Annotated in this window: 25 protein-coding genes; 11 read left to right on the top strand and 14 right to left on the bottom strand. The window is 51.1% G+C overall.

Annotated elements, in window-relative coordinates; all coding sequences use genetic code 11:
- The first annotated feature begins 179 nt into the window (after positions 1 to 179).
- The gene (locus GM173_RS15340; protein ID WP_203572269.1) at positions 180 to 443 is read left to right on the top strand and encodes a hypothetical protein; all 264 of its coding nucleotides are present in this window, start codon (positions 180 to 182) and stop codon (positions 441 to 443) included.
- 78 nt (positions 444 to 521) lie between these two features.
- Here the strand turns inward: GM173_RS15340 and GM173_RS15335 are convergent, their stop codons facing one another.
- The 6 genes from GM173_RS15335 to GM173_RS15310 all read right to left on the bottom strand — a co-directional run bounded on the left by GM173_RS15335 (position 522) and on the right by GM173_RS15310 (position 7,600).
- Entirely contained in the window at positions 522 to 2,807 is a 2,286-nt protein-coding gene (locus GM173_RS15335) for a YgiQ family radical SAM protein (RefSeq protein WP_203572268.1), read from the bottom strand.
- Positions 2,808 to 3,050: 243 nt separating this feature from the next.
- Positions 3,051 to 3,464 carry a hypothetical protein gene (locus GM173_RS15330; protein ID WP_203572267.1) on the bottom strand — a complete coding sequence of 138 codons (414 nt, stop codon included), beginning with the start codon at positions 3,462 to 3,464 and terminating at the stop codon, positions 3,051 to 3,053.
- Positions 3,465 to 3,539: 75 nt separating this feature from the next.
- Positions 3,540 to 3,914 carry a diacylglycerol kinase gene (locus GM173_RS15325; protein WP_308439617.1) on the bottom strand — a complete coding sequence of 125 codons (375 nt, stop codon included), beginning with the start codon at positions 3,912 to 3,914 and terminating at the stop codon, positions 3,540 to 3,542.
- Positions 3,911 to 4,663, bottom strand: coding sequence for a BPSS1780 family membrane protein (locus GM173_RS15320; RefSeq protein ID WP_203572266.1), 753 nt, complete (start codon positions 4,661 to 4,663; stop codon positions 3,911 to 3,913). Before GM173_RS15320 ends, GM173_RS15325 begins: the two co-directional genes overlap by 4 nt.
- Before the next feature lie 328 nt (positions 4,664 to 4,991).
- Complete coding sequence (locus GM173_RS15315) at positions 4,992 to 6,182, bottom strand: acetate/propionate family kinase (protein WP_203572265.1); 1,191 nt, start codon at positions 6,180 to 6,182, stop codon at positions 4,992 to 4,994.
- 77 nt (positions 6,183 to 6,259) lie between these two features.
- The gene (locus GM173_RS15310) at positions 6,260 to 7,600 is read right to left on the bottom strand and encodes a bifunctional enoyl-CoA hydratase/phosphate acetyltransferase (protein ID WP_203572264.1); all 1,341 of its coding nucleotides are present in this window, start codon (positions 7,598 to 7,600) and stop codon (positions 6,260 to 6,262) included.
- A 101-nt stretch (positions 7,601 to 7,701) separates the two neighbouring features.
- Between GM173_RS15310 and GM173_RS15305 the strand changes: the two genes are divergently transcribed.
- The 5 genes from GM173_RS15305 (at position 7,702) to GM173_RS15285 (ending at position 11,870) form a co-directional block, all read left to right on the top strand.
- Entirely contained in the window at positions 7,702 to 8,214 is a 513-nt protein-coding gene (locus GM173_RS15305) for an E3 binding domain-containing protein (protein WP_203572263.1), read from the top strand.
- Between the two features lie 52 nt (positions 8,215 to 8,266).
- Positions 8,267 to 9,058: an inositol monophosphatase family protein gene (locus tag GM173_RS15300; RefSeq protein ID WP_203572262.1), complete on the top strand. Its 792-nt coding sequence runs from the start codon at positions 8,267 to 8,269 to the stop codon at positions 9,056 to 9,058.
- 319 nt (positions 9,059 to 9,377) lie between these two features.
- Complete coding sequence (gene hemL, locus GM173_RS15295) at positions 9,378 to 10,667, top strand: glutamate-1-semialdehyde 2,1-aminomutase (protein ID WP_203572261.1); 1,290 nt, start codon at positions 9,378 to 9,380, stop codon at positions 10,665 to 10,667.
- The gene (locus GM173_RS15290) at positions 10,661 to 11,431 is read left to right on the top strand and encodes an alpha/beta hydrolase family protein (RefSeq protein WP_203572260.1); all 771 of its coding nucleotides are present in this window, start codon (positions 10,661 to 10,663) and stop codon (positions 11,429 to 11,431) included. The genes hemL and GM173_RS15290 overlap by 7 nt, the downstream gene beginning before the upstream one ends.
- 109 nt (positions 11,432 to 11,540) lie before the next feature.
- On the top strand, positions 11,541 to 11,870 hold the full coding sequence (locus tag GM173_RS15285; protein WP_203572259.1) for a hypothetical protein: 330 nt from the start codon (positions 11,541 to 11,543) through the stop codon (positions 11,868 to 11,870).
- Between the two features lie 26 nt (positions 11,871 to 11,896).
- Here GM173_RS15285 and GM173_RS15280 read toward each other — a convergent pair whose 3' ends face one another.
- From GM173_RS15280 to mgtE, 4 genes are all read right to left on the bottom strand, one after another.
- A complete protein-coding gene (locus GM173_RS15280; protein ID WP_203572258.1) occupies positions 11,897 to 12,571 on the bottom strand; it encodes an alpha/beta hydrolase in 675 nt (224 codons plus the stop codon).
- A 205-nt stretch (positions 12,572 to 12,776) separates the two neighbouring features.
- On the bottom strand, positions 12,777 to 13,094 hold the full coding sequence (grxD, locus tag GM173_RS15275) for a Grx4 family monothiol glutaredoxin (RefSeq protein ID WP_239078556.1): 318 nt from the start codon (positions 13,092 to 13,094) through the stop codon (positions 12,777 to 12,779).
- Positions 13,095 to 13,416: 322 nt separating this feature from the next.
- The gene (prmC, locus tag GM173_RS15270) at positions 13,417 to 14,226 is read right to left on the bottom strand and encodes a peptide chain release factor N(5)-glutamine methyltransferase (RefSeq protein ID WP_203572257.1); all 810 of its coding nucleotides are present in this window, start codon (positions 14,224 to 14,226) and stop codon (positions 13,417 to 13,419) included.
- 258 nt (positions 14,227 to 14,484) lie between these two features.
- The gene (gene mgtE / locus GM173_RS15265) at positions 14,485 to 15,921 is read right to left on the bottom strand and encodes a magnesium transporter (RefSeq protein WP_203572256.1); all 1,437 of its coding nucleotides are present in this window, start codon (positions 15,919 to 15,921) and stop codon (positions 14,485 to 14,487) included.
- Positions 15,922 to 16,085: 164 nt separating this feature from the next.
- On the opposite strand from mgtE, the gene cls reads away from it, so the two are divergent.
- Complete coding sequence (gene cls / locus GM173_RS15260; RefSeq protein WP_203572255.1) at positions 16,086 to 17,510, top strand: cardiolipin synthase; 1,425 nt, start codon at positions 16,086 to 16,088, stop codon at positions 17,508 to 17,510.
- Between the two features lie 21 nt (positions 17,511 to 17,531).
- On the opposite strand, the gene GM173_RS15255 is transcribed toward cls, so the two are convergent.
- Both GM173_RS15255 and GM173_RS15250 read right to left on the bottom strand, forming a co-directional pair.
- On the bottom strand, positions 17,532 to 17,987 hold the full coding sequence (locus GM173_RS15255; protein ID WP_203572254.1) for a hypothetical protein: 456 nt from the start codon (positions 17,985 to 17,987) through the stop codon (positions 17,532 to 17,534).
- 86 nt (positions 17,988 to 18,073) lie between these two features.
- Complete coding sequence (locus tag GM173_RS15250; RefSeq protein WP_203572253.1) at positions 18,074 to 18,979, bottom strand: LysR family transcriptional regulator; 906 nt, start codon at positions 18,977 to 18,979, stop codon at positions 18,074 to 18,076.
- Positions 18,980 to 19,115: 136 nt separating this feature from the next.
- On the opposite strand from GM173_RS15250, the gene GM173_RS15245 reads away from it, so the two are divergent.
- Positions 19,116 to 19,754 (top strand): NAD(P)-dependent oxidoreductase, encoded by a 639-nt coding sequence (locus GM173_RS15245; RefSeq protein WP_203572252.1) that lies wholly within the window; start codon positions 19,116 to 19,118, stop codon positions 19,752 to 19,754.
- 491 nt (positions 19,755 to 20,245) lie between these two features.
- Here GM173_RS15245 and GM173_RS15240 read toward each other — a convergent pair whose 3' ends face one another.
- Both GM173_RS15240 and GM173_RS15235 read right to left on the bottom strand, forming a co-directional pair.
- Positions 20,246 to 21,856 (bottom strand): glycoside hydrolase family 3 protein, encoded by a 1,611-nt coding sequence (locus GM173_RS15240; protein WP_203572251.1) that lies wholly within the window; start codon positions 21,854 to 21,856, stop codon positions 20,246 to 20,248.
- Positions 21,857 to 21,970: 114 nt separating this feature from the next.
- The gene (locus GM173_RS15235; protein WP_203572250.1) at positions 21,971 to 22,870 is read right to left on the bottom strand and encodes a DMT family transporter; all 900 of its coding nucleotides are present in this window, start codon (positions 22,868 to 22,870) and stop codon (positions 21,971 to 21,973) included.
- Positions 22,871 to 23,256: 386 nt separating this feature from the next.
- Here GM173_RS15235 and GM173_RS15230 point away from each other — a divergent pair, with 386 nt between their 5' ends.
- From GM173_RS15230 to GM173_RS15220, 3 genes are all read left to right on the top strand, one after another.
- Positions 23,257 to 24,171, top strand: a complete 915-nt coding sequence (locus tag GM173_RS15230) for a LysR family transcriptional regulator (RefSeq protein ID WP_203572249.1) — start codon at positions 23,257 to 23,259, stop codon at positions 24,169 to 24,171.
- Between the two features lie 263 nt (positions 24,172 to 24,434).
- Positions 24,435 to 25,214, top strand: a complete 780-nt coding sequence (locus GM173_RS15225; RefSeq protein ID WP_203572248.1) for a TFIIB-type zinc ribbon-containing protein — start codon at positions 24,435 to 24,437, stop codon at positions 25,212 to 25,214.
- A 47-nt stretch (positions 25,215 to 25,261) separates the two neighbouring features.
- Positions 25,262 to 25,963, top strand: coding sequence for a TFIIB-type zinc ribbon-containing protein (locus tag GM173_RS15220; RefSeq protein ID WP_203572247.1), 702 nt, complete (start codon positions 25,262 to 25,264; stop codon positions 25,961 to 25,963).
- Positions 25,964 to 26,051 lie beyond the last annotated feature (88 nt).

Here is a 26,051-nt window from a genome sequence, read left to right as displayed (position 1 = left end):
AATAGAATGAATATTTCATGAAACAAATGCTTGAAATTATGACTCATTTAAGTGAGTAAAGCTGATTTGTGGTTCGCTACACCGCGCATCGTTAGCCATACAAATTGGCAGTTTGCTTTGATGAATCGTTTTCAGGCAAGATGTGTCGTGTGCAATTTTGCCTTCCACTGAGTCGACCGATGAGCTTTCAATACAACGGCATTCCCCTTTATACCTTGGCGCAAGTACAAGGCTACCAGCCTCAATTACATGCGCGGATTTTGCAAGTGGCGGGCGAGTGGTTGGTTTTATTTGGCAATAAAATAGCTTTTACTGATGATGCTGATTTGGTCGGAATCTTGCACGAAGCCAATTTATTTTCGCCACAGGTGTTTGCTAGCAAGCGTGAAGCGGCTGATTTTCTTGATCAATACACTTCGTCGTTTGCTAGCGTATCGTGCTAGTTGATTGCTCATCGAGCGTAATATGCAATAAAAAAGCCACTTGATATACTCAGTGGCTTTTTTATTGCTGAGATGACTTTAACGCGATCGTGGTTTTTTGCTGAGCGCAGCGGTGAGTTTTGCGCTATTTGGCCGTGTATTATGTTGTGCTGCGGGTTTGCCAGTTGTTGGTTTGGTGCCGCTGCGGGGTATTGCCCGCTGGCTATTGTTTGCAGTGCTTCTTGACCCATTACTACGATTGGGTATTCTGCCAACCGAACCCGGCCCACCACCACCACGGGCGTTACCACGTGGCGCTTGCATTGCACGCTCTTCTGCCGTTTCCATCGGAATCAGATGTTTCGGGCTATTACCGATCAAATCGGCTCGACCCATTTCGCGCAATGTTTCGCGCAGTAGCGCCCAGTTTTTTGGATCGTGATAACGCAAGAAGGCCTTGTGCGCTTTACGGCGTTTTTCATCTTTAATGATGTCGACTTTTTCCGAGCTGCGATGAATACGCTTAAGCGGATTGCGCTTGGTGTGCCACATCGTCGTCGCCATCGCCATCGGTGTGGGCGTAAAAGCTTGCACTTGGTCTGGGCGGAAATCGTTTTTCTTTAGCCACAGCGCCAAGTTCAGCATGTCTTCATCCGAGGTGCCCGGATGCGCTGCGATAAAGTAAGGGATCAAATACTGTTTTTTGCCTGCCTCGGCGCTGAATCGATCAAACATCGTCTTAAATCGTTCAAACGTGCCAATGCCGGGCTTCATCATTTTTGAGAGCGGCCCTTCTTCGGTATGCTCCGGTGCGATTTTCAAATAGCCGCTCACATGATGCGTGACCAACTCTTTTACGTATTCAGGCGACTCCACCGCCAAGTCATAGCGCAAGCCTGAGCCAATGGTGATTTTTTTCACGCCAGGGATTTTGCGCGCCTTGCGATAGAGTTGAATCAAGCTGCTGTGATCGGTATTCAGGTTTTCGCAAATACCAGGGTAGACGCAGCTGAGGCGACGGCAGGATTTTTCAATTTTTGGGTCTTTACAGGCCAGACGATACATATTCGCCGTTGGGCCGCCGAGGTCGGAAATATGGCCAGTAAAGCCGGCGGTTTTATCGCGGATTTCTTCGATTTCGCGCAGCACCGAGCCTTCCGAGCGGCTTTGAATGATGCGGCCTTCATGCTCGGTGATCGAGCAGAAAGTACAGCCGCCAAAACAGCCGCGCATGATATTGATCGAGAAGCGAATCATGTCCCACGCCGGAATGACTTGATTGCCGTAGCTAGGATGCGGATTGCGCGCGAAATATTGGTCAAACGCGTAATCCATTTCCTTGGTTTCCAGCGGAATCGGTGGTGGATTCATCCACACATCACGCTCGCCGTGTTGCTGCACCAAGGCGCGCGCATTGCCCGGATTGGATTCCAGATGCAAAGTGCGGCTGGCGTGGGCGTAGCTCACAGGGTCATGCGTCACCGTCTCAAACGAGGGAATTCGAATCACGGTGCGGCCACGCACTTCACGGCGCGCCGCGAGGCGTGCTTCACGTGAAACAATTTGGATTGTTTGTGGTGCGCCTGCTGGGGTATTGGCTGCGGCGTCCTTTTGCTTCTCTTCTTCCGTTGCATACGGGTTGACATGAGGGTCGATCTTGCCTGGAATATCGACGATGGATGAATCGAGCTCTACCCAACCTTCAGGCATCCAGCCTTTGGGCGTTAAAAATGCCGTGCCGCGCACATCGCGGATTTCGCTCATTTTCTCGCCCGCCGCAACACGCTGCGTCACTTCCACCAAGGCGCGTTCGGCATTACCAAACAGCAGCAAGTCGGCTTTGGTATAAATCAGCGCCGATTGGCGGATTTTGTCGCTCCAGTAATCGTACTGAGCGATACGGCGCAAGCTGGCCTCGATGCCGCCTGCCATAATCTGCACGCCTGGATACGCTTCACGGCAGCGTTGGCAATACACGTTCAGCGCACGATCAGGGCGTTTCCCGGCTACGCCACCTGCGGTGTAGGCATCGTCCGAGCGCGGTTTCTTATCTGCCGTGTAGCGGTTGATCATTGAATCCATATTGCCCGACGTCACACCGAAATATAACCGCGGCTTGCCCAGTTGTTTGAAATCATCCGCCGAAGTCCAATCGGGCTGGCTGATAATCCCAACGCGAAAGCCTTGCGCCTCCAGCAAACGCCCGAGCAGCGCCATGCCAAAGCTAGGATGATCGATATAGGCGTCGCCTGTGACGATAATAATGTCGCATTCATCCCAGCCCAACTGATCCATTTCTTTGCGGCTCATCGGCAAGAATGGGGCAGGTTTGCGCGGCTTGATGCCAGCAGGCAGGTCATAAATCGGGGAATGAGTGGCGTTCATACGGATCACAAATAAAGCGAATCGCGCATTGTCGCAGATTTTTGGCTTTATGCAGAGCTAAATGCTTGTTTTTTATCGAATAAAGGTGATTTTTACGAGGTTAAAACCTTATTGAAATTAAGGTTTTAAGTAATAAGAAAGCAAAGCAATGAGAAAATGAAAGACCTAATTATTAAGCGGTGCCTGTTTTTTTTGGAATTCAGATGATACTGCTGCAGTCAGCGGTTTACTTAGACGAACTGCTTAGAGTTCATTGCGGTAATGTTTTCGAATTACAGCGATTGAATCGCAAGGTTCTCCACCAAATCGAAGCGCTTTATTTTCCACAGCGGAAAATTGTGTTTGAAGAGCTAGTGGTATCTCTGTGGTTTCACTCGCAATTACCAGCGATGACATAAGATCAAGGGCGCAATTGAAGCGATCAAAATCTGCGGCTGACTCAGCTAACTCCACAACATTTGATAGCAAGGAGAACGCTATAGCGGGCTCGATTTTTTGCTCAAGATCGCTAAAAAGTCCAACGGTCATTTCTTCTTCGTGGGCGTAAATTTTCCCCCAGCCAGAGACACGAGCATGAAAAAGTGCGCTGAGAGCTTCTGGTTTGCCTTGCAGAGCTTGCTGAAGATGCTCCTTTCCGAGCTCATGGATGCTATTCATCGCTTGCGCTCTATTTTTTGAAGTAAGTTGTGCCACTCACCGATAAGGTGAGTGGCGCTTGATTTGGAGCGTAGATTAGGTGGCGAGTAACGCCAGCGCCCACATCGCGGCTAGGTTGACTAGGCAAACTAATTGCGCGGCGCTGCCGAGGTCTTTGGCGCGTTTGGCGAGATCGTGCTTGGCCAGTGAGGTATGATCGACAGCCGCTTCAATGGCGGAATTGAGTAGCTCGACAATCATGCTGGCTAAATGGCTGGCAATCACCACAGCATGAGCCCAATGTGGCATCGGCAAGAAGAGCGATAATGGAATGCCCACAATAGCTAGCAGCGTCACTTGGCGAAAAGCCGCTTCGTTAACCCAGCCCGCTGATAAGCCATCGAGAGAATAACCCAAGGCATTGAGCACTCGTTTAACGCCAGTTTTACCTTTAAAAGGACTTTCAGTCACAGATCGTGCTCCGTTGAAGTTTCAAAAACATCTGCATAACAAACATAACTGGTAATCAGTGCCACGGGTAGCGCGATGATCAAGCCCAATAGCATCGGCAGCATCGCGAGCAGCAGCAAAACACCACCAATGATAGACATCACTAAAATCGGTTGCCAATTACGCCAAAACGCCAAGAACGATAATTTCATCGCCTCACCTGCGCTATAGCCTTGTAGCATTACCAAAGTGGGGGCATAAAAATAAGTGCTGTAGACGATAGCAAACGCCGCAAGGACTAAAATCATCACCGGCCAAATGGCTCCCATTTGCGCAAAGGTGTCTACCGTTTTATCTATCGTCAACCAGCCCAAATAGGCCGCTCCCGCGAGCAAGCCGGCCATCAACAGTACCACCAACATCGTGCCAAACAGGTATAAAACGCCGACTTTGAGCAACTCAGCAAAACGCTGTTGAAACCCGGCAAATAAATCAACTAATAAGGGCGTTTCGCCACGCGTTTGTTTTTGCGCCGCAAACATCAAACCGCCCAAAAAAACTGGCCCGAGCAAAGTCGACAGTAAACTACCTACAATCGGCAGTAGCGATATTCCAATCATCGCCAAAATAAACACGCCGCTAATTCCTAGCCATGCCGTCGGCGATTGTTTGAATAACTGAAACGCACTCACAATCCACTGCCAGCCTTGCATTGGTGGAATTTGGCGTGGCTCTACACTGACGTCAATCACATTGTCTTGGTCTAGCATGGTTGTTCTACTCGAAAACGATGAATATCCGATATCGTAGCTGACTTTTGACCGATTCTGGCAATCATCATGCGGCAGCTAGATGAAATCCATATGAAAAAGCCGCTGATAAGAGCGGCTCAGGCGGTAGACAACGTGGAAAACAACATTCATCAAGTCTCGGCAAAGCCGAGCCTAGTCAGTCAGGCTTTGAATTTGCCGCCTTGATGTTTTATTCCCACCCCTCCCGTCCCCTCCTTGAGGGGAGCCTCGCTTCGCGAGTGGGGTTTGTCTTCAATCTGAGCCGCTGAAATCAGCGGCTTTTTTGTTCAAACGATGCTGAATGAATTTAAGCAATACAAGCCAAGGCTTGGCGAGAAATCATCAACTCTTCGTTTGTTGGAATTACGTACACGGCGATTTTACTGTCTGCCAGAGAAATACGGCGTGGTTCGCCCGAGCGTACTGCATTGGCGGTTTCATCCAAATCAACGCCTAACCAACGTAACTGATGGCAAACTGCTTGGCGGGTGTGTGCGTCGTTTTCGCCAATCCCTGCGGTAAACACCAGCGCATCGATACCGCCCAAAGTCGCCGCCAAAGCGGCTGTTTCACGCACTACGCTATTGGCAAAATAGTCGGTCGCCAATTTCGCACGTGGCGAATCGGATTCTTGCAAGTCGCGCATATCGCTTGAGAAGCCAGACAAACCGAGTAGACCAGACTCTTTGTAGAGCAAGGTTTCGATTTGTTTCGCGTCCATTTTTAGGTGATTCATCAAATGCAGAATCACACCACCATCGATACGACCGCAACGCGTGCCCATTGGCAAACCATCTAGCGCGGTGAAACCCATCGTGGTTGATTGGCAAACGCCACCGAGTAAACCTGCCATTGATGAGCCATTACCCAAGTGTGCCACGACGGTACGGCCTTCAGCCGCTTTGGTGTCGATGCTTGGCAACACGCTGGCGATGTATTCATAAGACAAACCGTGGAAGCCGTAGCGACGAATGCCTTCTTTTTGCGCAAATTCATACGGCAAGGCAAACAGCTGATTTAATTCAGGCTGAGTCGTATGGAAGGCCGTATCAAAGCACGCCACTTGCGGCACATTCGGTAGTAAATCTTGTAGGATTTTGATTGGCGTAATGTTGTGTGGCTCGTGCAATGGAGCCAGTGGAATCAAGGCTTCTAAACCTTTGATAACGTCTTCAGTCACCAAAACAGGTTTCGAATATGTCGTACCGCCATGCACGACGCGATGGCCGATGACAGCGATGCTGCGGCCGGCAATGCGCGTTTGCAACCATTCCAACATAAAGCGAAGTGCATAGTCGTGCGTTTTAGGCGCGTCGGCTGGTAAAGTTTCATTGGCGACTTTATTGTCGTCTGCATCTTTCGCGCTAAATTTTGGCTCAACATACAAGCCTTCCATTTGGCCTTTGAACAGAACGACCGGATCGGTTTTACTGGTTTCAAACAATGAAAACTTGATACTCGAAGAACCGGCGTTAATCACTAAAACTAAATCACTCATTATTCACTCCAAATAAAACCATCATTATCGGGTATTGCTATACAAACATTGCAAATCAATGCCAAGAAACAAATACATCACTTCATCGCGTTGGCGACCAAGACCATCACCGCGGCGGAGGCCAAACGGGTTTGAATATCGTCGGCGCGACTAGTCAACACAATCGGTACCCGCGCCCCCAACACAATCCCAGCCGAATCAGCGCCCGCAAAATAGCTCATCTGCTTGGCCAGCATATTGCCGGACTCAATATCGGGAACGACCAAAATATCCGCTTGCCCCGCCACCGGCGACACAATTTTCTTCATTTTAGCGGCAGTCATTGAGATTGCATTGTCGAAAGCCAAAGGTCCATCAAGTTGTGCGCCGGTAATTTGCCCACGATCAGCCATTTTGCACAGCAAGGCGGCATCGAGTGTCGAAGGCATTTTTTCGTAAACGGTTTCCACCGCCGACAACAGCGCCACTTTCGGGCAAGCGATGCCTAAAATATGCGCCAAATTAATCGCGTTTTGCGTGATGTCGACTTTAGCCGCCAAATCGGGTGCGATATTGATCGCCGCATCGGTGACTAAGAGTGGCCTTGCATACGCTGGTACATCCATCACAAACACATGACTCAAACGTCGCCCTGTACGTAAACCCGTTTTCGAGCAGGTGACGGCTGACATCATTTCATCGGTGTGCAAACTGCCTTTCATCAAGGCCGCCGCTTCACCTGAACGGCATAAAGCCACCGCCAAGGCCGCAGAATCGTGGCTATGCGCGGTATCGACAATCCGAGTATTCCCTAGGTCCACATTTTCTTGCTGCGCTAGCGCGCGGATTTTGGCTTCGGGGCCGACTAAAATCGGCACGATCAATTTGGCCGTTGCCGCTGCCATCGCGCCCAATAAAGATTCCCGATCACAGGGATGCACCACCGCGGTAACGACCGCTGGCAGCAAATCAGTTTGTTGGCGCAGTTTGGCGAATACTTGAGGGCTGCGCAAAGTAAATTGTGGCACTTCTTCGTAGTGACTAATGCATTTTTCGGTTGGCGCGGTGACGGTGACATTGCCCGACACTAGCAATTCACCGTGTTGATTGTGGCAAGTTGCTGCCAAGATGACTTCATTGTGCTGAACGCATTTATGCGTGACGGTTAATGCAATGGTGAGCACATCACCTTGCCGCACATCACCATGCGCATGGAGCGCTTGTTCTTTCAAAATCGCGCCGTGCCCCGGAAATGAATTGATACACGCCGAGGTGACAAACAAAAATACGCCAATCGCCGGCGCTGCCGCGACGCCCTCGCAATCGTGCGAGCCCGCCAGCATCGTAAATAAGGCAAAATCACTGGAGCGAACCAAATGTTCACGCTGATAATTCATCCCCAGCGTAATATCATTAAACAGAATATTTTCGATGCTCATCACGCCTACCCTCGCTAATGGGAATTCGTATTGCTGCAATGCACAATCGATTGCATTATAGGCGCGTGAATATGACAAACCTTGGTTAAAATCAAGCCTAAATGAATAAAAACTACACCACTCACTTGATCTGTGCTCCCGAGCTACCGCATACCGTTGCGGTCGCATTGTTTCACGTGGAACCGGGCCAAATCGTACCGCGTGATACCTTGCTGCTAACTTTGGAATGCAAAGGAAAGACTTGGCCCGTTTTAGCGCCAGAAACCGGTGAAATCAGCAGCTTTATGGTTGGCATGGATGAGGAAGTGAATACGGGAGATTTATTGCTATTGATGGAAGTTGAAGAAGAGCCCACTGGATTTGTATACATCGAACCCGAAGACGCTCCCTCGCCGCCCATTGCACCAGCGCGCAATACGCTGATCCAGCCATCAAGCAGCAATCCACTCAAAATTACCCCAGCCGCAGCACAACTGGCGGCTAGACTCGGAGTGGATTTAAGCCAAGTGACTGCTAATGGTTTAACGGGAGAAATTGGTGAGCGCGAAGTCGAGCAATATGTACGCGATATCTTGCTGCGCTGGCAACAATTAAAGCAGTGGATTAATGAATAAAACCACCTACAAAACCGCAGATTTTTCTATCAAATAACCATGGATTAGACCCATGCTCGATAGTGCCATTGAACTCGCTCAATTAGCGGGCCACTCCCTGCTGACCCGTTTCGGTCAAAAACAAACTATCAGTACCAAGAGTGATATCAGCAATATTGTCACCGTCGCCGATACCGCTGCCGAGCAATTGATTGTGCAGGGTTTGCGCCAGCGCTTTCCGAGTCATTCGATTATTTCGGAAGAACTCGGCAGCGATTTACGCCCTTCTGACTACACCTGGGTCGTCGATCCGCTGGATGGCACCTCGAATTTCGCGGCGGGCATTCCATGGTTTGGCGTGTTGATCGCACTATTTCGTGGCACTGAACCGATTTTAGGCGTGCTGCATACGCCAGTGAATGGTGATCTGTATGTGGCTGAAAAAGGCAGCGGCGCTCAGCGTAATGGCCAGCGGATTCAGGTGAGTGATGAAACTGAACTCAGAAATGTACTATGGGCATGCGGTATGGACGCGCAGCCTAATTTAGATGCTGCTGAACGCGATATACATCTGTTAACGCAATTGCTGCAAAGGGTGCGCAATGTGCGCGCGACCAATAGTTTGATTGATGCAGCCTATACCGCCGACGGTCGTTTGGGCGGCATGCTCAATCAAAGCACCCGCCTCTGGGACATCGCCGCGCCGATGCTGATTGTGCAAGAAGCGGGTGGCCTTTATACGGCCAGCAATGGCGCACCGCTTCAATTCGATCTGTCGGCCAGTGCGCCCGAGCAAATTTATTCGGTGCTCGCTGGCGCACCGCAATTGCATGGCGCGGTGGCGGAGTTGGTGCGGGAATCCTGATATCGTACACGGTTGGTGCCCGCATCGGTACGTAGTAAGATCAATGGATTAATGGTTTTAGTGCCTACGGCACGGTGATTTACAGTCGCAGTCCGCGACGGGGACTTACTTCTCTTGCTTCGCCAAGAGAAGTAAGCAAGAGAAGGCGACCCTATATCTGCACCGACTTCGTCGGCTTGATATTGAGGGGGGTTAAATGCCCAGCCCGACGAGCTTTGCACGGCAAAGCTGAATATTGCATTTATTAAGTAGGTATATGAATTTAGCAATTTATTTAAAATGCCTCCATCCATATACCCATTAAACCAAGGTAAAACACATGACTAGCCGTAACGAACAATTATTTGAATCTGCCAAAAAACACATCCCCGGTGGGGTGAATTCTCCGGTGCGGGCTTTTGGCTCGGTGGGTGGTACGCCGCGCTTTTTTAAGAAAGGTGCTGGCGCTTATGTTTGGGATGCGGACGACAAGCAATACATCGATTATGTTGGCTCTTGGGGGCCGTTGATCCTTGGTCACGCGCATCCAGCCGTCATCGATGCGGTGGTGAATACCGCCAAAAACGGCATGAGCTTTGGCGCGCCGACCGAGGGCGAAGTCGAATTGGCTGATTTGCTATGCCAAATGCTGCCATCACTCGAGCAAGTTCGCCTTGTTTCCAGCGGTACCGAAGCGACGATGAGCGCGATCCGCCTCGCGCGCGGTTTTACTGGTCGCGATAAATTGGTCAAATTCGAAGGCTGTTACCACGGCCACGCCGATAGCTTGCTGGTGAAAGCGGGCTCTGGTTTGTTGACGTTTGGCAACCCGTCGTCAGCTGGCGTTCCGGCGGCGGTGGCGGCCGATACGGTTGTGTTGCCGTACAACGATGTCGCGGCGCTAGAGGCGCTTTTTGCTGCGAATGGTAGCGAAATTGCCGCGATCATCGTCGAACCAATTGCTGGCAATATGAATATGGTGCAACCCAGTGCCGAGTTTGTCGCTGCAATGCGTAATCTCACGACGCAGCATGGCGCGGTGTTGATTTACGACGAAGTGATGACAGGGTTTCGCGTTGGACTGCACTGCACACAAGGCTTGCATGGCATTACCCCTGATTTGACTTGTTTGGGTAAAGTGGTGGGTGGTGGTATGCCGTTGGCTGCATTTGGCGGCCGCGCCGATATCATGGCGCATTTAGCGCCGCTCGGTCCTGTATATCAAGCGGGTACTTTGTCGGGAAATCCGGTGGCGGTGGCGGCAGGATTGGCGACCTTAGCCGAAATTAGTAAACCCGGCTTCTTTGAGAATTTAAGCGCAAAAACGGCGAAGTTTGTCGCAGGTTTGAATAAAATCGGCGCAGATCACGGACTTTGCGCGCAGTCGGTTGGCGGTATGTTTGGCGTGTATTTTTCTGAGACTGTGCCAACGTCATTTGCCGATGTGATGGCCTCGGATCGCGCGAAATTTAATGCCTTTTTCCATGCGATGCTGGATCTCGGCGTTTATCTCGCGCCATCAGCGTTTGAAGCCGGTTTTGTATCGGCTGCACACACTGATGCCGATATCGAAGCAACATTGGCTGCGGCGACTATGGCGTTGAGAACAGTCGCGGTGGCGCAATGCTAAGCACCATGCCAAACGATGTCGCTATCACGCCCTTAAGCGTGGATTTCAACGGTCAGCAGCTCGCTGGTAGCGCGCATCTGCCCGCCGCCGCTGAACATGCGGTGCTGATGCTGCACGGATTTACCGGCAATCGCATTGAATTTACGTATTTCTTTGTGACGCTGGCGCGGGTGCTGGCGGCGCGCGGCATTGCCGTGTTCCGTTTTGATTTTCTGGGTTGCGGCGAAAGTGATGGCGAATTTGCTGACATTACGGTGGCCAGCCAAGTGGCGCAAACTCAGCATTTATTGACTTATTTAGCCGAGCACCATCCCGAGTATGCGCGGCATGTGCTCGGGTTTAGTATGGGTGGCTTGGTTGCGCTGCAAACCGCGCTGGCTGATCATGAGGCGATGCGCACGATGACTTTGCTGGCGCCTGCGGCTAATTTGGCGCAATTGGTCGAGGCGGTCGCAGCGAACAATTCCGCCGCGCAACGCGCCGATTGTATTGATTTTCTGGCGCTCGAAATCAGCCAAACTTTCCGGCAGGAGCTGGATCGACTCGCGCCGTTTTCTGGCCTTGCCACACTTGATATTCCGACACTGCTTGTGCATGGCGACAAAGATCAAGCGGTACCCGTGGCAATCGGTGAACAAGTTGCCGCCTGCTTGCCGCAAGCGATTTTTGAAGTGTGGCCCGATGCAGATCATACTTTTGCGCGACGTGAGCATAGGCTGCAATTGGGTGAACGCATCGCTGATTTTGTGCTGCGGCAGGTTTAGGGGCTGTTGATGTTGGAGGTGGTCAGTCGTGTGGCCGGATACTGTGCTTGAAAACTGTCGTGCTGCAATTTACATTAGCTACAAATATAAAATGATAGGGGCGTAGCAGATGGCTGAGATCAAGTTAAAACGAACGACTTGGCGTGGGGCGATTTTGCTGGAAGGGACTGAACCTTTGATGGTGAAGGTATCACAGGCGAGCGAGAATCAACTTGAGTTGACCTCGCCCAATGCTTTGCCGCTTGATGTGGTGATGCGCTTTTATCTGGATGTACTCGATGCATCACGCAAAAATCATGAATACATCCCGATGAAAGTGAAAGTGGCCGAGTCTGTTTTGGTTGCGAGCGCGCATGTTTTTCGTAGCAAACTAAAAATCACTCAGATCGATGAGAAACCTTTAGCGATGTTAAAAACCGCGCTCGATGCCCTCAATTAAGCAAATTTCTCTGATTTTCGCTGATTTTATCGCAAATTAGCAGCAATAAACTGGCCAATCAATTGAATCTCTGGCAAGCACACTGAGTGTTGGATTGGGTATGTATGCCAATCCACCGCTACGCCTAGATTTCCTACATATTCTTTGGCGCTTTGCCCTAGTGAAATGCCGACCACCGGGTCATGGCTGCCATGCGCAGCCAAGACGGGCGTCGCTTGATTAACAGCAATGCTCTCAGCAGTCAGTAAAGACTCTGCCGGCAAATACGTTGACAGCGCCACAATCCCGGCTAGTTTTTCGGGATGCGTGAGACCCGCGGTATAGGCAATTGCGCCGCCTTGGGAAAAGCCTGCTAGCACGATACGGTGGCTAGGTATACCTTTGGCGTTCTCTGCTGCGATCAAATCTCGAATGTGTTGTACCGATTGCTGCACGCCAGCGATATCAGCTTGGCGGCTGATTTGATCGAAATGCACGATGTCATACCAAGCGCGCATCACATAGCCGTTATTGCAGGTAATCGGCATCATCGGCGCATGCGGAAAAATAAACCGTACTGCCAAATCAGCTGGTAAACCCAGCTCCGGCACGATGCCCGCAAAATCATTGCCATCCGCACCCAAGCCATGCAGCCAGATGACCGAAGCAGTCGGGTTTGGAGCGGTTTCGAGGGTGACGCAAGGCAATAAAGTGGTGCTCATAATCGGTTCTCGTCTTGGCAATAAATGGTTTTTTCAGACCGCAATGCTAACAAAAATAGATGATTTTACTAGCATGAGATGGAAGGAAAACAATTGAAGCTAAGGTATATGAACGTGGCCATTGATATATATTGGCCACATTTATATACCTCGACAAAATAAAAACGCCTTCCAAAGAGAAGGCGTTTTGTAACGTTTAATCAGCTTATTCCGCTTTAAACTCAGCCAGCATCGTTTGCAATTCGCCGTTGGCGTACAGCTCTTTCATAATGTCTGAGCCACCGATAAATTCGCCCTTGATGTAGAGCTGAGGAATCGTTGGCCAGTTGGCGTATTCTTTGATGCCTTGGCGGATGTCTTGGTCAGCCAAAACGTTCACTGCCGCAAAATTCACGCCACAGTTTTTCAGGATTTGTACCGCGCCCGATGAGAAACCACATTGTGGGAATGAAGGCGTACCTTTCATATACAACACCACAGGATTTTCGGTCACTTGTTGGCGAATGGTGTCTTGAATGCTCATGATGGTGCTCACAAAGGTTGATAGATTTAGTCGGGTATTGTAAGCCGATGGCGAACGGGCGGCAAGCCCGTTGGCGTGGTGCGTTAAAGTAGCGCGCCGGAGTCCACGAAAAACACGAAAGGCACGAAATAAGGGCTGGAACAGTGAGCAGACCCAAATCTTAAAACACGGAATTAAGGGGGGGGGGCACGGAGGAGCACAGAACAAAACGTAACGCAGGTTTTCTCCGTGAAAGTCTGTGCTCTCGGTGTCCTTCGTGGTTCAAGATTTGGGCTTTAGTTCGTGCCTTTCGTGTTTTTTGTGGATTAAGGTTTTTCGTCGTTCAGCCCTGCCAAATTCCGCCGCTAACTCTATCGTTGTCGCCCAAATCACGCCAAGTCTGTACTTGCTCGTAGCCTGCCGTTTGTAGCAGTTCGCGGCAGGCTGCGCCTTGATCCCAGCCGTGCTCAAGTAATAACCATGCACCAGCTAGCAGATGCGGTTTGGCTTGGGTGATGATGCTGGCTAAATGCTGCAAGCCATCGCCGCCGTCGGTCAACGCGCCGCTGGGCTCAAAGCGTAAATCGCCTTGGCTGAGATGCACATCGTTGGCTTCGATATACGGCGGGTTGCTGACAATTAGCTCAAATTGCTCGCCCGCCACGGCACTCAGCCAATCGGATGGCACAAACCGCACGTCGGCGTTCAGCGCGGCGGCATTTTGCTGGGCAATCGCCAACGCATCGGGTGAAATATCCACTGCACTGACGCTTAAATCGGGGCGCTCTAGTTTGAGCGTAATCGGGATGCAGCCCGAGCCGGTGCCTAAATCGATTACTCGGCCTGCTTGTGGCGCGCGCGCCAAAGCCAGTTCAACCAGCAATTCGGTATCGGGGCGCGGAATCAGCACTGCTGGTGTGACGATAAATTCACGGCCATAAAATTCGCGGCTGCCCAAAATATAGGCAACTGGTTCGCCAATGCGGCGACGATTGACCAATGCCTCAAACTCAGCGATGTGCGCTGCGCTGGCCGAATCGGTGTCGTGCGCAATCAGCCAAGCGCGGTTTTTTTGCACGACGTGCAGTAATAGCATTTGCGCATCAAAACGCTCAAGGCCACTGGTTTGAATGAGTTCACGGTAAGTGGGCATATTTTTATTTAGTTAATCGTTTTTTAAGTGCCTGTGGCACAGTGTTTTAGAGCCGCAATCCGCGGCAGGGACTTACTATTCTTTGCTTCGCCAAAGAAAGTAAGCAAAGAAAGGCGACCCGGGCGCACATCGGTCCCCGATGCCCTCGATCAGTCATGAGCCAAACGATACAACTGCTTGTCTCTCTCCTTCACTCGGTGTGCTTAGACGGGATTTTTAAGCCCCATCCCAACTAGCCTGGCACAGCATTAACACTAGTTACATCAAGAAGATCGTCGCCAGCCCTAAGAAAATAAAGAATCCCAAGCTATCAGTGAGTGCAGTGATCATAACCGATGAGCCATAGGCAGGGTCGCGGCCGAATTTTTGCATTGTGAGCGGCACGAATAAACCGACCGAGGCGGCGACCAGCATATTGAGCATCATCGCACCCATCATCACCAAGCCCAAATCCCACTTGCCGTACAACAGCCAAGCCATCACGCCGAGCACCGCACCCCACATCGTGCCGTTGATAATCGCAACCCCCAATTCTTTGAGCAGTAAAACGCGGGTGTGTGAAGGCTGAATTTGTCCGAGCGCCAAACCGCGAATAATCAAGGTTGTCGTTTGCGTACCCGTGTTACCGCCAATACCAGACACAATCGGCATCAGCGCGGCCAAAGCGACCAAATGTGCGATGGTCTCTTCAAATGCACCAATCACGCGGCTGGCCAAAAAAGCGGTGCAAATATTAATCGCCAACCAAGGCCAGCGGTTTTTCACCGCTTTGCCGACGCTAGAGAACAAATCTTCTTCTTTCAAACCTGCCAAAGAGAGCACTTCGGCCTCGGATTCCTCCCGAATCACGTCAACCATTTGATCGACGGTCACGCGGCCGATGACTTTGTGATTGGAGTCGACCACAGGGGCAGAAACCAAGTCATAACGCTCAAATGCTTGTGCGGCTTCGCCGGCATCGTCAAACGGCTGGAATACGACCACGTCGTCAGCCATTTTTTCTTCGACGTATTGCTCTGGATCGCTTACTAATAAAACGTTAAGCGGCAATACCCCTTTGAGAATGTCGTTGTCGTCGACGACAAACAATTTATCGGTATGCGTGGGCAGCTCGTCAAAACGGCGTAAATAGCGCAGCACGACTTCGAGTTTCACGTCAGCGCGGATGGTGACCATTTCAAAATCCATCAGCGCACCAACTTGATCGTCGGTATACGACATCGCCGATTGCACTTCGGCGCGGTCTTCTGCGTCGAGCGTGCCCAAGACTTCGCTTTGGACTTCCTGCGGTAAATCTGGAACTAAGTCGGCGAGCTCGTCGGTATCGAGCTGCCCAGCGGCGGCGACCATTTCATGCGGCGCCATATCGGCCAACAAGGATTCACGCACCGCATCGGAGACTTCGAGCAAAATCTCGCCATCGTCGTCGGCGTCGACCAAGCCCCACACCGTCAGTCGGTCGACTGGCGGCAGCGCTTCCAAAATATAGGCAATATCGGCTGGATGCAGCGCGGCCAGCTTCATTTGTAATTCGGTCAGATTTTGCCGATGGACTAGCTGCTCGACCAGATCGTGTTTGGGGCCTTCTTGCTTATGCACCATGCCTTCAACCAGCTTGTGCCGCTCCAACAAGCGAGTGACTTGTTGCAGGCTGTTTTGCAAGCTTTCTTGCGGTTTGCGGCTCAGTAGAGTCATGGCTTTTGGCCTTGCGGTGAAGGACGATCAATGGGGATATACATCGATCGCGCAAGTTGAAATGATGCAGTGCGGCGGCAGTTTAGCACGTGACTGCGATGTGGCGAATTACCTTGTTATTTTGTCGTGGTATCCTCGCTGCGCCGCCTTGTGGAAAAGTGATTATGTCTCTGTATTCTGTGCTGCCGATTATTCTGCTTTTGATTCAGTTGATGTTTATTGTGCGCGCCATTTTACGTCCGCAGCGCGAACCTGCTTCGCGGGTGGCGTGGATTGTGGTGATTGCGCTACTCCCTGGCTTGGGGGTGATGGCGTATATTTTATTGGGCGAAACCAGCATTGGTCGGCGCCGCGTAACGCGCTTAAATCAAGCCAAATCGGCACTACAATCGGCAACGGTCACGCCGTGGCCAGAGCAAATTCCAGAGCGTTTTAGTCAACTGTTTCAATTTGGCCAATCGGTGAATGGCTTTGCGCCTGTCGCCGGGAATACGGGGCAATTATTGCCCGCCGATGGCATGATCGCTGCGATGGTTGCCGATATGGATGCGGCAACGGAGCATATTCATCTCATTTTTTATATTTGGCTGACCGATCACAGCGGCTTGCAAGTTGTCGAAGCGCTCAAGCGCGCCGCAGCGCGTGGCGTCGCTTGTCGAGCGATGGCCGATTGTTTGGGCTCTCGTGGCATGATTGCGTCCCCGCACTGGCAAGCGATGCAAGACGCTGGCGTACAAGTGGCAGTGGCGCTGCCGATTGGTAATCCATTGCTGCGCCCTTTTCATGGACGAATTGATTTACGCAATCACCGCAAAATCGTCGTTATTGATCGCTCGATCACCTACTGCGGTAGCCAAAATTGTGCCGATGCTGAATTTTTGGTCAAAGCCAAATACGCACCGTGGGTCGATGCGGTGATGCGGTTTACTGGGCCGATTGCGCAGCAAAATCATTTCTTGTTCAAAAGCGATTGGATGGCGCAAACGGGTGATGATCTGACAGACTACTTGCCGCCGATTGCGAACACGCATATTGGTCAAGGCGTCGTCGCGCAAGTGATCGGCACGGGGCCGACGCAGCCTTATGCGGCAATGCCCGAAATGTTTACGACGCTGATGTTTGCGGCCAGACGCGAATTGGTGATTACCACGCCGTATTTTGTGCCTGATGAGGCAATGCAAGCGGCGTTGTGTGCCACCGCAAGGCGTGGCGTCAGCACTACGGTGATTTTCCCGCAGCGCAATGATTCATGGATTGTCGAAGCGGCTAGCCATAGTTATTACGAAGAGCTACTCGCCGCGGGCGTGCAGATTTATGAATTTGTTGGCGGCGTATTGCACACCAAATCACTGACGCTCGATGGTGAAATGACCTTGATTGGTTCGGCGAATTTAGATCGCCGCAGTTTCGAGCTGAATTTTGAAAACAATATTTTGTTCTTTGATGCCGCACTCACTCAAGAAATGCGCCAGCGTCAACGCGAATATCTGGAACACAGCCAACTGGTCACGCTAGAAATGGTGGCGCAATGGCCCGTGCACCGCCGGCTTTGGAATAACACGATTGCGATGCTGGGGCCCTTGCTGTAATGCCACTACGGACTTGGTGATTTAGCTGGCAATCCCTAAGTCCTGATCGGCATGCAATTGATTGATTTTGTAATTGATATACAGCGCAGTGAATAGAAACGTCCAACCGCCATGAAACCAATCGGCGTATTTGGGCGAAAGTTCTAATCGGGTATTGAGGCGTTGGCGCATTTGAAACGCCCACAGCAGCGCCATCACATTACTAATCAGCGCAAATGCGGTGCTGGTTAAATTGATCGTATGCTCGGGTGGAACAAAAAACGAGGCCACGGTAAAAGCCGCACCGAGCCCATACGCGGCAATCGTGCTATTGATAAAATTGCTGGAAATCGGCGGCATATTCGGAATTTGCGCCAGTTTTTGGCTTTGCTGCTGAATGTAATATGCCGTGTAAATGCCTAGGCTAAACATACTAAAAAAATACAAACGCCAAGTGCTTTGGCTTTTCATCAGCGTAATAATTTCTTTCCTATCCACAATTATTCCTTATTTGCTTAATCAGCTGCAGAGCGTTTGCAAAGCGCCTGGCGAGAGCGAGTGGCAAGCTTGTGTGAAAACTCGGCTTAGGGCAAGCGAATAAATTCACGATAAAACTCAACAAAAGCGCGTACTTTGGCCGGAACGTGTCGCCCCGGTGGGAAAACCGCGTAAATGCCACCTTTAGGTAAAGTCCAATCGCTGAGCACGCGTACCAGTTTGCCGCTTTGTAATGCCGCTTGCGAACTCATCTCGTCCATCACCGAAATGCCTGCACCGTACTCCAGCAAAGCCAGCAAGGCATTTGGCGAATCGACTTGCAGCCGCGATTTCATTTGCACTGTTTGCGTGTTACCCGTAGCGTCACTGAGTTTCCACGTCAGCGGTGTTGGTAATAGCGACAGCGCCACCCACGCGTGCTCACTTAAATCGCTGGCGTGCCGCGGCGTGCCGTATTGCTGCAAATAGCTCGGTGCGGCGACGATGTATTGCGCAAATTCGCCCAACTGAATCGCGCGTTGCGATGAATCTTTAAGCCAGCCAACGCGAAACGATAAATCAATTCCATCGGCGACTTGATCGCTGACGCGATCTGCAGTGCGCAAATCAATCCGCAGTTGCGGATGCCGCAGCGAAAATTGCGCCAATGCGGGCGCTACCGACAAACTAGCGTGTGCCACACTCGCCGAAATCCGCAGTAAACCGGTTAATTCACCTTGCTCGCTGCCGACTTGCGTGAGCGCTTCATGCAAACCGATTAGTAGTGGCTGGCATTGCTCATGCAGCGTACGCCCCGCGTCGGTTAGGTTGACTTGCCGCGTGGTACGCGTAAACAGTGCCGTACCGAGCTGCTGCTCTAGCCGACTAATTTGCAAGCTCACTTTGGCTTTGGCCACGCCCAAACGTTCGGCCGCCGCCGTAAAGCTTTTTGCCTCAACCACCGCATTAAAAATACGTAGTGCATTCAGATCAATCTGATCAAGGGTGGCCATAGTCGTAACTGATTTAATGATGGATTGTTAAGAATTTCATAACAATGAATTATGGATTTTGCTGTTTATCGCGTCAATAAACGCAGGCAAACTGCACTCATTCGATTCACATTCAATCACTTTAAGGACAACTCAAATGAAAATCGCATTAATCGGCGCTACTGGTTTTATTGGCTCTGCACTACTTACCGAAGCTCTGAGCCGTGGTCACCATGTAACGGCATTGGCCGCGCACCCGGAAAAACTCGCCGCAGCCGACAATCTGCTTGCGGTCGGTAGCGACGTACAAAACCTCGAGCAACTGACGACGCAATTGCAAGGCTTTGACGCAGTGATCAGCGCATTTAGCGGCCACGCCAATGCTGATACCTTGGGTTATTACGTTGCCGGGATCACCAATATCATCCAAGCAGCCAAAGCCGCAGCAACGCCGCGCTTACTGGTTGTTGGTGGTGCAGGTTCACTGGAAGTGGCGCCGGGCGTGCAAGTGATCGACACACCGAACTTCCCTGCAGAATACAAAGCCTCTGCCGAAGGCGCGCGCCAAGCCTTGAATTTGCTGCGCCAAGAAAGCAGCCTGAATTGGACGATGCTCAGCCCATCAGCAATGATCGCCCCAGGCCAACGCACCAATCAATTCCGCCTCGGTGGTGACCAATTGCTGGTCGATGCGGCAGGCAATAGCCATATTTCGGTGGAAGACTACGCCGTGGCGATGATCAATGAACTAGAGCAGCCACAGCACGCGCGTCAACGGTTTACGGTGGGATATTAATTAGTTGGGTGTTGAAGCCGTTAATTCGTTGACTTAATGGGTATGTGCGCCTAGCTTTTTATTAGAAAGAGCTATGATGAGATACCTATAAAATAATAGTTTTTTTAGACTTAGTGTTGATGGTTTTAAGTGCCTGCGGCACGATGGGTTGTGGTGCGCGGGCTGCCGCGCGGCAGGTCTATTTCTTTTGCTTCTCCAAAAGAAATAGACGAAAGAAAAGGAGCCCCGGGCGCGCATCGGTCCCCGATGCCCTCGATCAGTCGTGAGCCAAACGATAAAACGGTTTGTCTCTCTCCTTCACTCGGTGCGCTTGGACGGGATTTTAAGCCCCAGCTCAACGAGCGCGGCACAGCATTAACATTCAATCAGAAAATTACTCTAGTGCCATGGGTATATTTATTTATTCATTGATAAAAATAGCCTATAGCAATATACATTTGTAAATTTAAAAGCCGCCTCTTTGGCGGCTTTTATTTAGCGTAGCGAAAAAACTAAGCCAAACACGCTTGCGCCGCGGCGCGGGCGCTGCATTCGCGGCTGCTGTAGGCACAAACGTGGCTGCTGCCTTCAGGTACGGCGTCGTAGCCATTGCGTAGCGCGACTACAATCAATTGCTCGCCAAATTTGGCGGTCAATTGCGCGACAAACGCTTTGGATGCGTCTTGCGCAAAATCTTCTCCGGGCAGTGGATAATTTTCGGTCACCGCCAAAATGCGCTGGCGCGAATTGAGTGGTACTTCTTTAAAAAACTCCTGCGCCGCGTCGTAATCAAGGCAGTGCAACTGCCCTTCGGGAACGTGCAGCGACAGCTCGGCGGCGAAATATTCAAACGCAGGGATTTCTTGATTCGGGCCGATACCACGTGGGTTGATCAGATTGGCGTAGTCGTCCATCGGCGTGGTTTGGATGACAATGATTTGCTGATCGTCTTGCAGCGGTAAATTCCCTGCTTCATCCCGCAGGATTTTCACCGCGGCGCTCGCTGCCGCAGCTTCAATTTCGCGATGCGCGGCCAAATCAAAATCCTGATACAGCGGCATAGGCACAAGGCGCGCCAGTTTGAATGCCACCACGCGCTCGGCAATCGCGTTAATTTCGGCCTCTGCCATGCGGCCATCGTTCACCGCCGCCACAATCGCTTCGATCATCGCGATTTGATTGTCGAGGTAATTCGGGTTGTGATCGTAATGCTCTTCCGACAGCATCATCATATCGATGCCGGCATGAAATGCAGTGATCGCGGCGTCTACTGGTGCAAAATTACGGCGAATTGCGCCCATATTCATACTGTCGGAAATGACGATGCCTTTAAATCCTAGCTTGCCGCGCAGCACGTCTTGCAAAATCGCTTTCGACAATGTCGCCGGATACTGTGGATCAATCTGTGGATAACAAATATGCGAGGTCATGATTAACTCGACGCCCGCATCAATTGCCGCTTGAAACGGCGCTAAATCTTCCACCAGCAAGGTCGCCAGCGATTTATCAACTTGCGGAATTTCGCGGTGCGTATCGCCCGTCGTGTCGCCGTGGCCGGGGAAATGTTTGGCGCAAGCGACGATGTCACCCTGATGCGCGCCGTTCACTGCCGCCGCGACTTGCGCCGCTACTTGGCTTGGCGTTTCGCCAAACGCACGGGTATCGATAATCGGCGAATTAGGCTGCAAATTCACATCGGCACACGGGCCGAGCACGCAGTTAAACCCTGCCGAGCGCATTTCTTGGCCAAACACTTGATACATTGCCTTAGTTAATTCAGTTTGATTCGCGCTACCGAGCGCCAAGTTACCGGGGCCGGTGGTCGATTCGGGCGTCAGTACGCTCCATGCACCTTCTTGATCGACACCGAGCAGCAGCGGAACCGCATTGCTTCGTTGATTCACGATCTCTGCCATCGCTTGCGTCAGTGTGCGCGCTTCGTCAAATGTCGTCGCATTATCTTGGCTCAGATAGCAGCCACCCAAGTTGTAACGCTCAATCAAAGGCCGCGCCGCAGCGGCGTCTGAGCCGGGAAAAGCCAGAATAAATAGCTGCCCTACTTTTTCTTCTAAAGACCAAGAGCGAACAATTTGTGCAGCTTGCGACTGAAAGGCAGAAAACATGGGCAACTCCAAAATAGGCGGGATGGATGAGGATAGCGAGGTAAAATGTCAGCAAAATGTATAGAGCTTGACTGGCTGTGTCAATTTAGGCCTTCCGCAGTGGCTGCCTCAGATTCAAACCGCTTCGCGTATTGATTCACGCGGCGAGCCTGCGACTTGCAAACTCGCGGCGAGCGAAGCCAGCACAATCAGCGCGCCGCCGAGGATGACATTCGCGCTCAAAGCTTCGCCCAAGATCAGCGCTGCAAACAATGCGCCAAATACCGGCTCGGTACCCAGCAAAAGTGCGACGCGCGATGGCGTACTACGGCGAATCGCATAGTTTTGCGCGAAAAACGCAAACAGTGTGCAAAACAGCACCAAAAACAGTGTCGCAGCCCAAAACATCGGCGATGTGGGCAGCGCAGGCAAGCCGCTCGGCGTCAGCAGCGCCAGCAGTAAGCAACCGAGCAGCAACACGCCCGCTTGCACCGCCGTCAGCGCCAATGTGGAAAGCTGCTGCCCCGCACAGCGGCGTTTGGTTTCCACCATCATCACGGCGCGCAAAACTGCCGCCGCTAAAATCAAGCCATCGCCCACATTGAATGCTGCACTTAGATTGCCACTCAGCAGTGCCGCACCCAGCATCGCCACCAGCGCCGCGCCCAAAGTGAATGAATCGGGGCGTTGCTTGAGCCGCAGCCATTCGACCAAGGGCGTTAGCACAATGCACAGCGAAATCAAAAACGCCGCATTCGCCGCCGATGTCTGCGCGATGCCGTAAGTTTCACACAGAAAAATCGCCAATAAAATCGCGCCCAACGGCAGGCCAATCCGCAGCGCATTGGCCACCTCAGTATTGCGAAAATCCCGCAAACTCGGCAGCAGTAGCGCAAATGTCAGCCCAAAACGCAAAGCCAAAAAACCCAGCACTGGATAAAAATTAATCGCAACCTTCGCCACGCCATAACTACAACCCCAGACGAGGGCAACGGCAAACAGCATCAATTCGGGTAAGGGTAGGCGGTGGCGCATGGTAGTCTCAATGGAAAAATTTAAAAACAATGTTTTGTAGCGAAGCTGCGCTCGTTGAGAATGGGTTTAACAACCCGTCCAAGCGCACCGAACGAGGGAGAGAGACAAACAGATTCACCGTTTGGCTCACGACTGACCGAGGCGACGCCAAAGCTTAGCGGTTTACCGCTTAGCGACGCGGGGCGCAGGGCTCACTGCGGAGCTGGGCGCGCTCGGGTCGCCTTTCTTTTCCACCTTTTTCTTTGGCGACGCAAAGAAAAGGGTGTCCCCGTTGCGGACTGCGACTGTAAAACTACGCGCCGCAGGCGCATAAAACACAACTACGCCATTATCAATTTATACTTGAAACTTGATAATCCACCTCAACTGCATAGGACTTATGCGCCATGAGCACGAATGATCGATTACTGGCTTTACTGCCCGATTTAGCGGTACTGGTCAAAGTGGTGGAAAGCGGCAGTTTTTCCGCCGCCGCGCGCGGGCTGAACTGCACGCCATCGAGCGTCAGTCGGCAAATTTCGCGGCTAGAGGCGGCGCTGAAAGTGCAACTGTTTGTCCGCACCACGCGCACGCTGCGGCTATCGGAAGCGGGGCAAACCATCGCGCAACACGCCGCCGACATGCTGGCCGCCGCTCGCGCCGCCGCAGCGGTCAGCGATGTGCGCGCCGTACCGCAAGGATTGGTGCGGCTGTCTGCGCCCAAAGCGTTTGCCAAGCAAGTGATTCAGCCGCTGCTCGGCGCGTTTTTGCGCCAGTATCCGGCGGTAAATGTGCAGCTCATCGTCACCGACCGCCTCACCGACCTACTGCAAGAAGACATCGATCTAGCAATCCGCATCACCGACCACCCGCCCGAAGGCCTAATCGCCAAAGCGCTGATGCCAATTGAGCAAGTCTTGGTCGCATCCAATGGGTATCTTCAGCAACGCGGCATACCACAATCGCCAGCGGAGCTTACCCAGCATGATTGTATTTATCTGGGTGAACACGCCAACGACAATCGCTGGGTTTTACGCCAAGGAGACGTCAGCCACAGCGTTGCAGTGAGCGGGCGTTTCGTCGCCAACCACACCGAAATCCGCCTTGCCGCCGCGCTGGACGACTTGGGCATCGCCAGCCTACCCCGCTTCACCGCCCAAGCAGCGCTGCTTGACGGACACCTCACGCGAGTCCTCCCCAACTGGCAACTCCAAACCGCCTACCAAGGCACGGCGTATTTGCTCTATCCACCGAATCGGTATTTAGCACCGAAGGTGAGGGTGTTGGTGGATTGGTTGGTGGGAACAGTTAATGCGGTTTGAATTACATATTGTTGCTGTAGCCACATACAAGCCCGATAGATTAGTGAAAGCAAACTCCATTCGCTTACACTAATCACCTATTTTTGCTGAGCTTGAGTATGAATTGCACTGCTTGTGGTGGCGCATTAGCGCTGAATTCGGCGACGTGCCCTTATTGTGGCGTATTAAATGCGGTCGATTTGATGGCAGTAGGTCGTTATCGACTCGCAACGCCGAGTGCATTGCACTGCCCGAATCAATGCGGAAAATTGCACGAGCTTGAGATGGGCGAGCAGTTTGAGATAGGCGCTTTGCATTGTGAAACGTGCAAAGGTCTACATATCACACGCCCAATGTTGAATACGCTTTTGTTATCAGTAGCAAAGCAAGTTCGTGAGATTAATATTGAGCGAATTGTCAAAGTCGCAACGGAGCAAGTAGTCCAACAGAAAAAACAATGGCGTTTTTGCCCGGTATGCCGGAAATCGGGTGGCATGCAATTTAATAAATTTCTCGCGCAAATGCCGGTAATGATTGATGAATGTGAAGATCATGGCATTTGGTTTGATAATGGCGAATTACGCTTGGTGATTGAGTGGGCTGAATCGGGTGGAATGCAAATATTAAAACGGCAATTAGATGCTGAAGTGCCGAAAGTTGCTCCTCGAACTTCGAAGTCGAGACCAAAGCCGGAGCCTATGTTGGCGTCACCTCAGCCTTATGAGCCTCCTCCTGCACAGGGCTTTTGGATGTTTATTTTTTTGAGTGCTGCGGCGGCGGGGTATTTTTTTCTAGGCCTGATGTTTGTTGCGCTTGTAGAGTCCAGCATACTATTTTCGGTTGTGGGTTTCTTTTTATGGCCTCTTTGTTGGTGGCTCAGTGCTTACGCTGGGGCTAAAGCGAATCAAAACGAAAACTATAGTTTCAGTACTGGCATGATATGGAGTTTTTTCACGATATTGTTTATAGGTCTTGCGCCCTTAGCTATGTTGCTGCCTTTTATTTTTGTTCCTGTAATAATTCTGCTTATTTGGATTGGGGGCGAAATTACTGGTGAAAAATAGTAAAATAAAATTGTAACTGATTAATTTGTTAGAATGGATTGAGTGCTATGAATTGCACATCGTGTGGCGCAGAAATGGCAGCCGATGCCATTGTTTGTGAATATTGTGGTTTGCATAATGCGGTTGATGTATTAGCTATACGCGATTTTAAAGTATTGGCAGAGCATAGCAATTTGATTTGCCCTGAAGGCTGTGGTGAATTACAACTGCTGCAGTTAGATGCGGATCTGAATGTTACCGTTGCACATTGCCCTAGCTGTAATGGCTTAAAATTTTCACCCGGGGCATTGCAAATTATCATTGAAAAATACGCAAAAAAAATACAGCAATTAAATATTGCGCGCATTTCCAATATTGTGAGTTCGCGCTTGCCCCGTTCACCATTTAAGTTGTTGTCATGCCCTGTTTGCAAAAAAGATATGAGTCGGCATTATTATCATCCACAATTAAAAATTGAAGTGGATGAATGCCTTGTGCATGGCGTCTGGTTGAAACGTGGTGAGCTCAGCGTGATTGCTGATTTATGGGTCGAGCTAAGCAAGAAAAACCAGAAACTTTCAGGTGTTGAACTTGGAAATATGCTGGTGAAAGAAAAAGTGGCTCGTGCTTTACCTGAGGAGTGTCCAGCCGAGATTTCAGAAACGCCACGCCCCAATTTTTTCGAAAGATACAAAAATGCGAGTACTTATATCTGGGTGATTTGTATCGTTTCTTTTTTGTATCAATGCACTCAGATATTAAATCGATGACCCTATTGCCAGACAGATGAACTCACCACTTTACACTGCATTGCGTATGCCGCACTAATGCAACTCGTAAACCGCAACCGTAGCCATG

The organism is Deefgea chitinilytica, from assembly GCF_016881405.1.
GTDB classification, from domain to species: domain Bacteria; phylum Pseudomonadota; class Gammaproteobacteria; order Burkholderiales; family Chitinibacteraceae; genus Deefgea; species Deefgea chitinilytica.
This window is presented reverse-complemented; position numbering and strand designations above follow the sequence as displayed.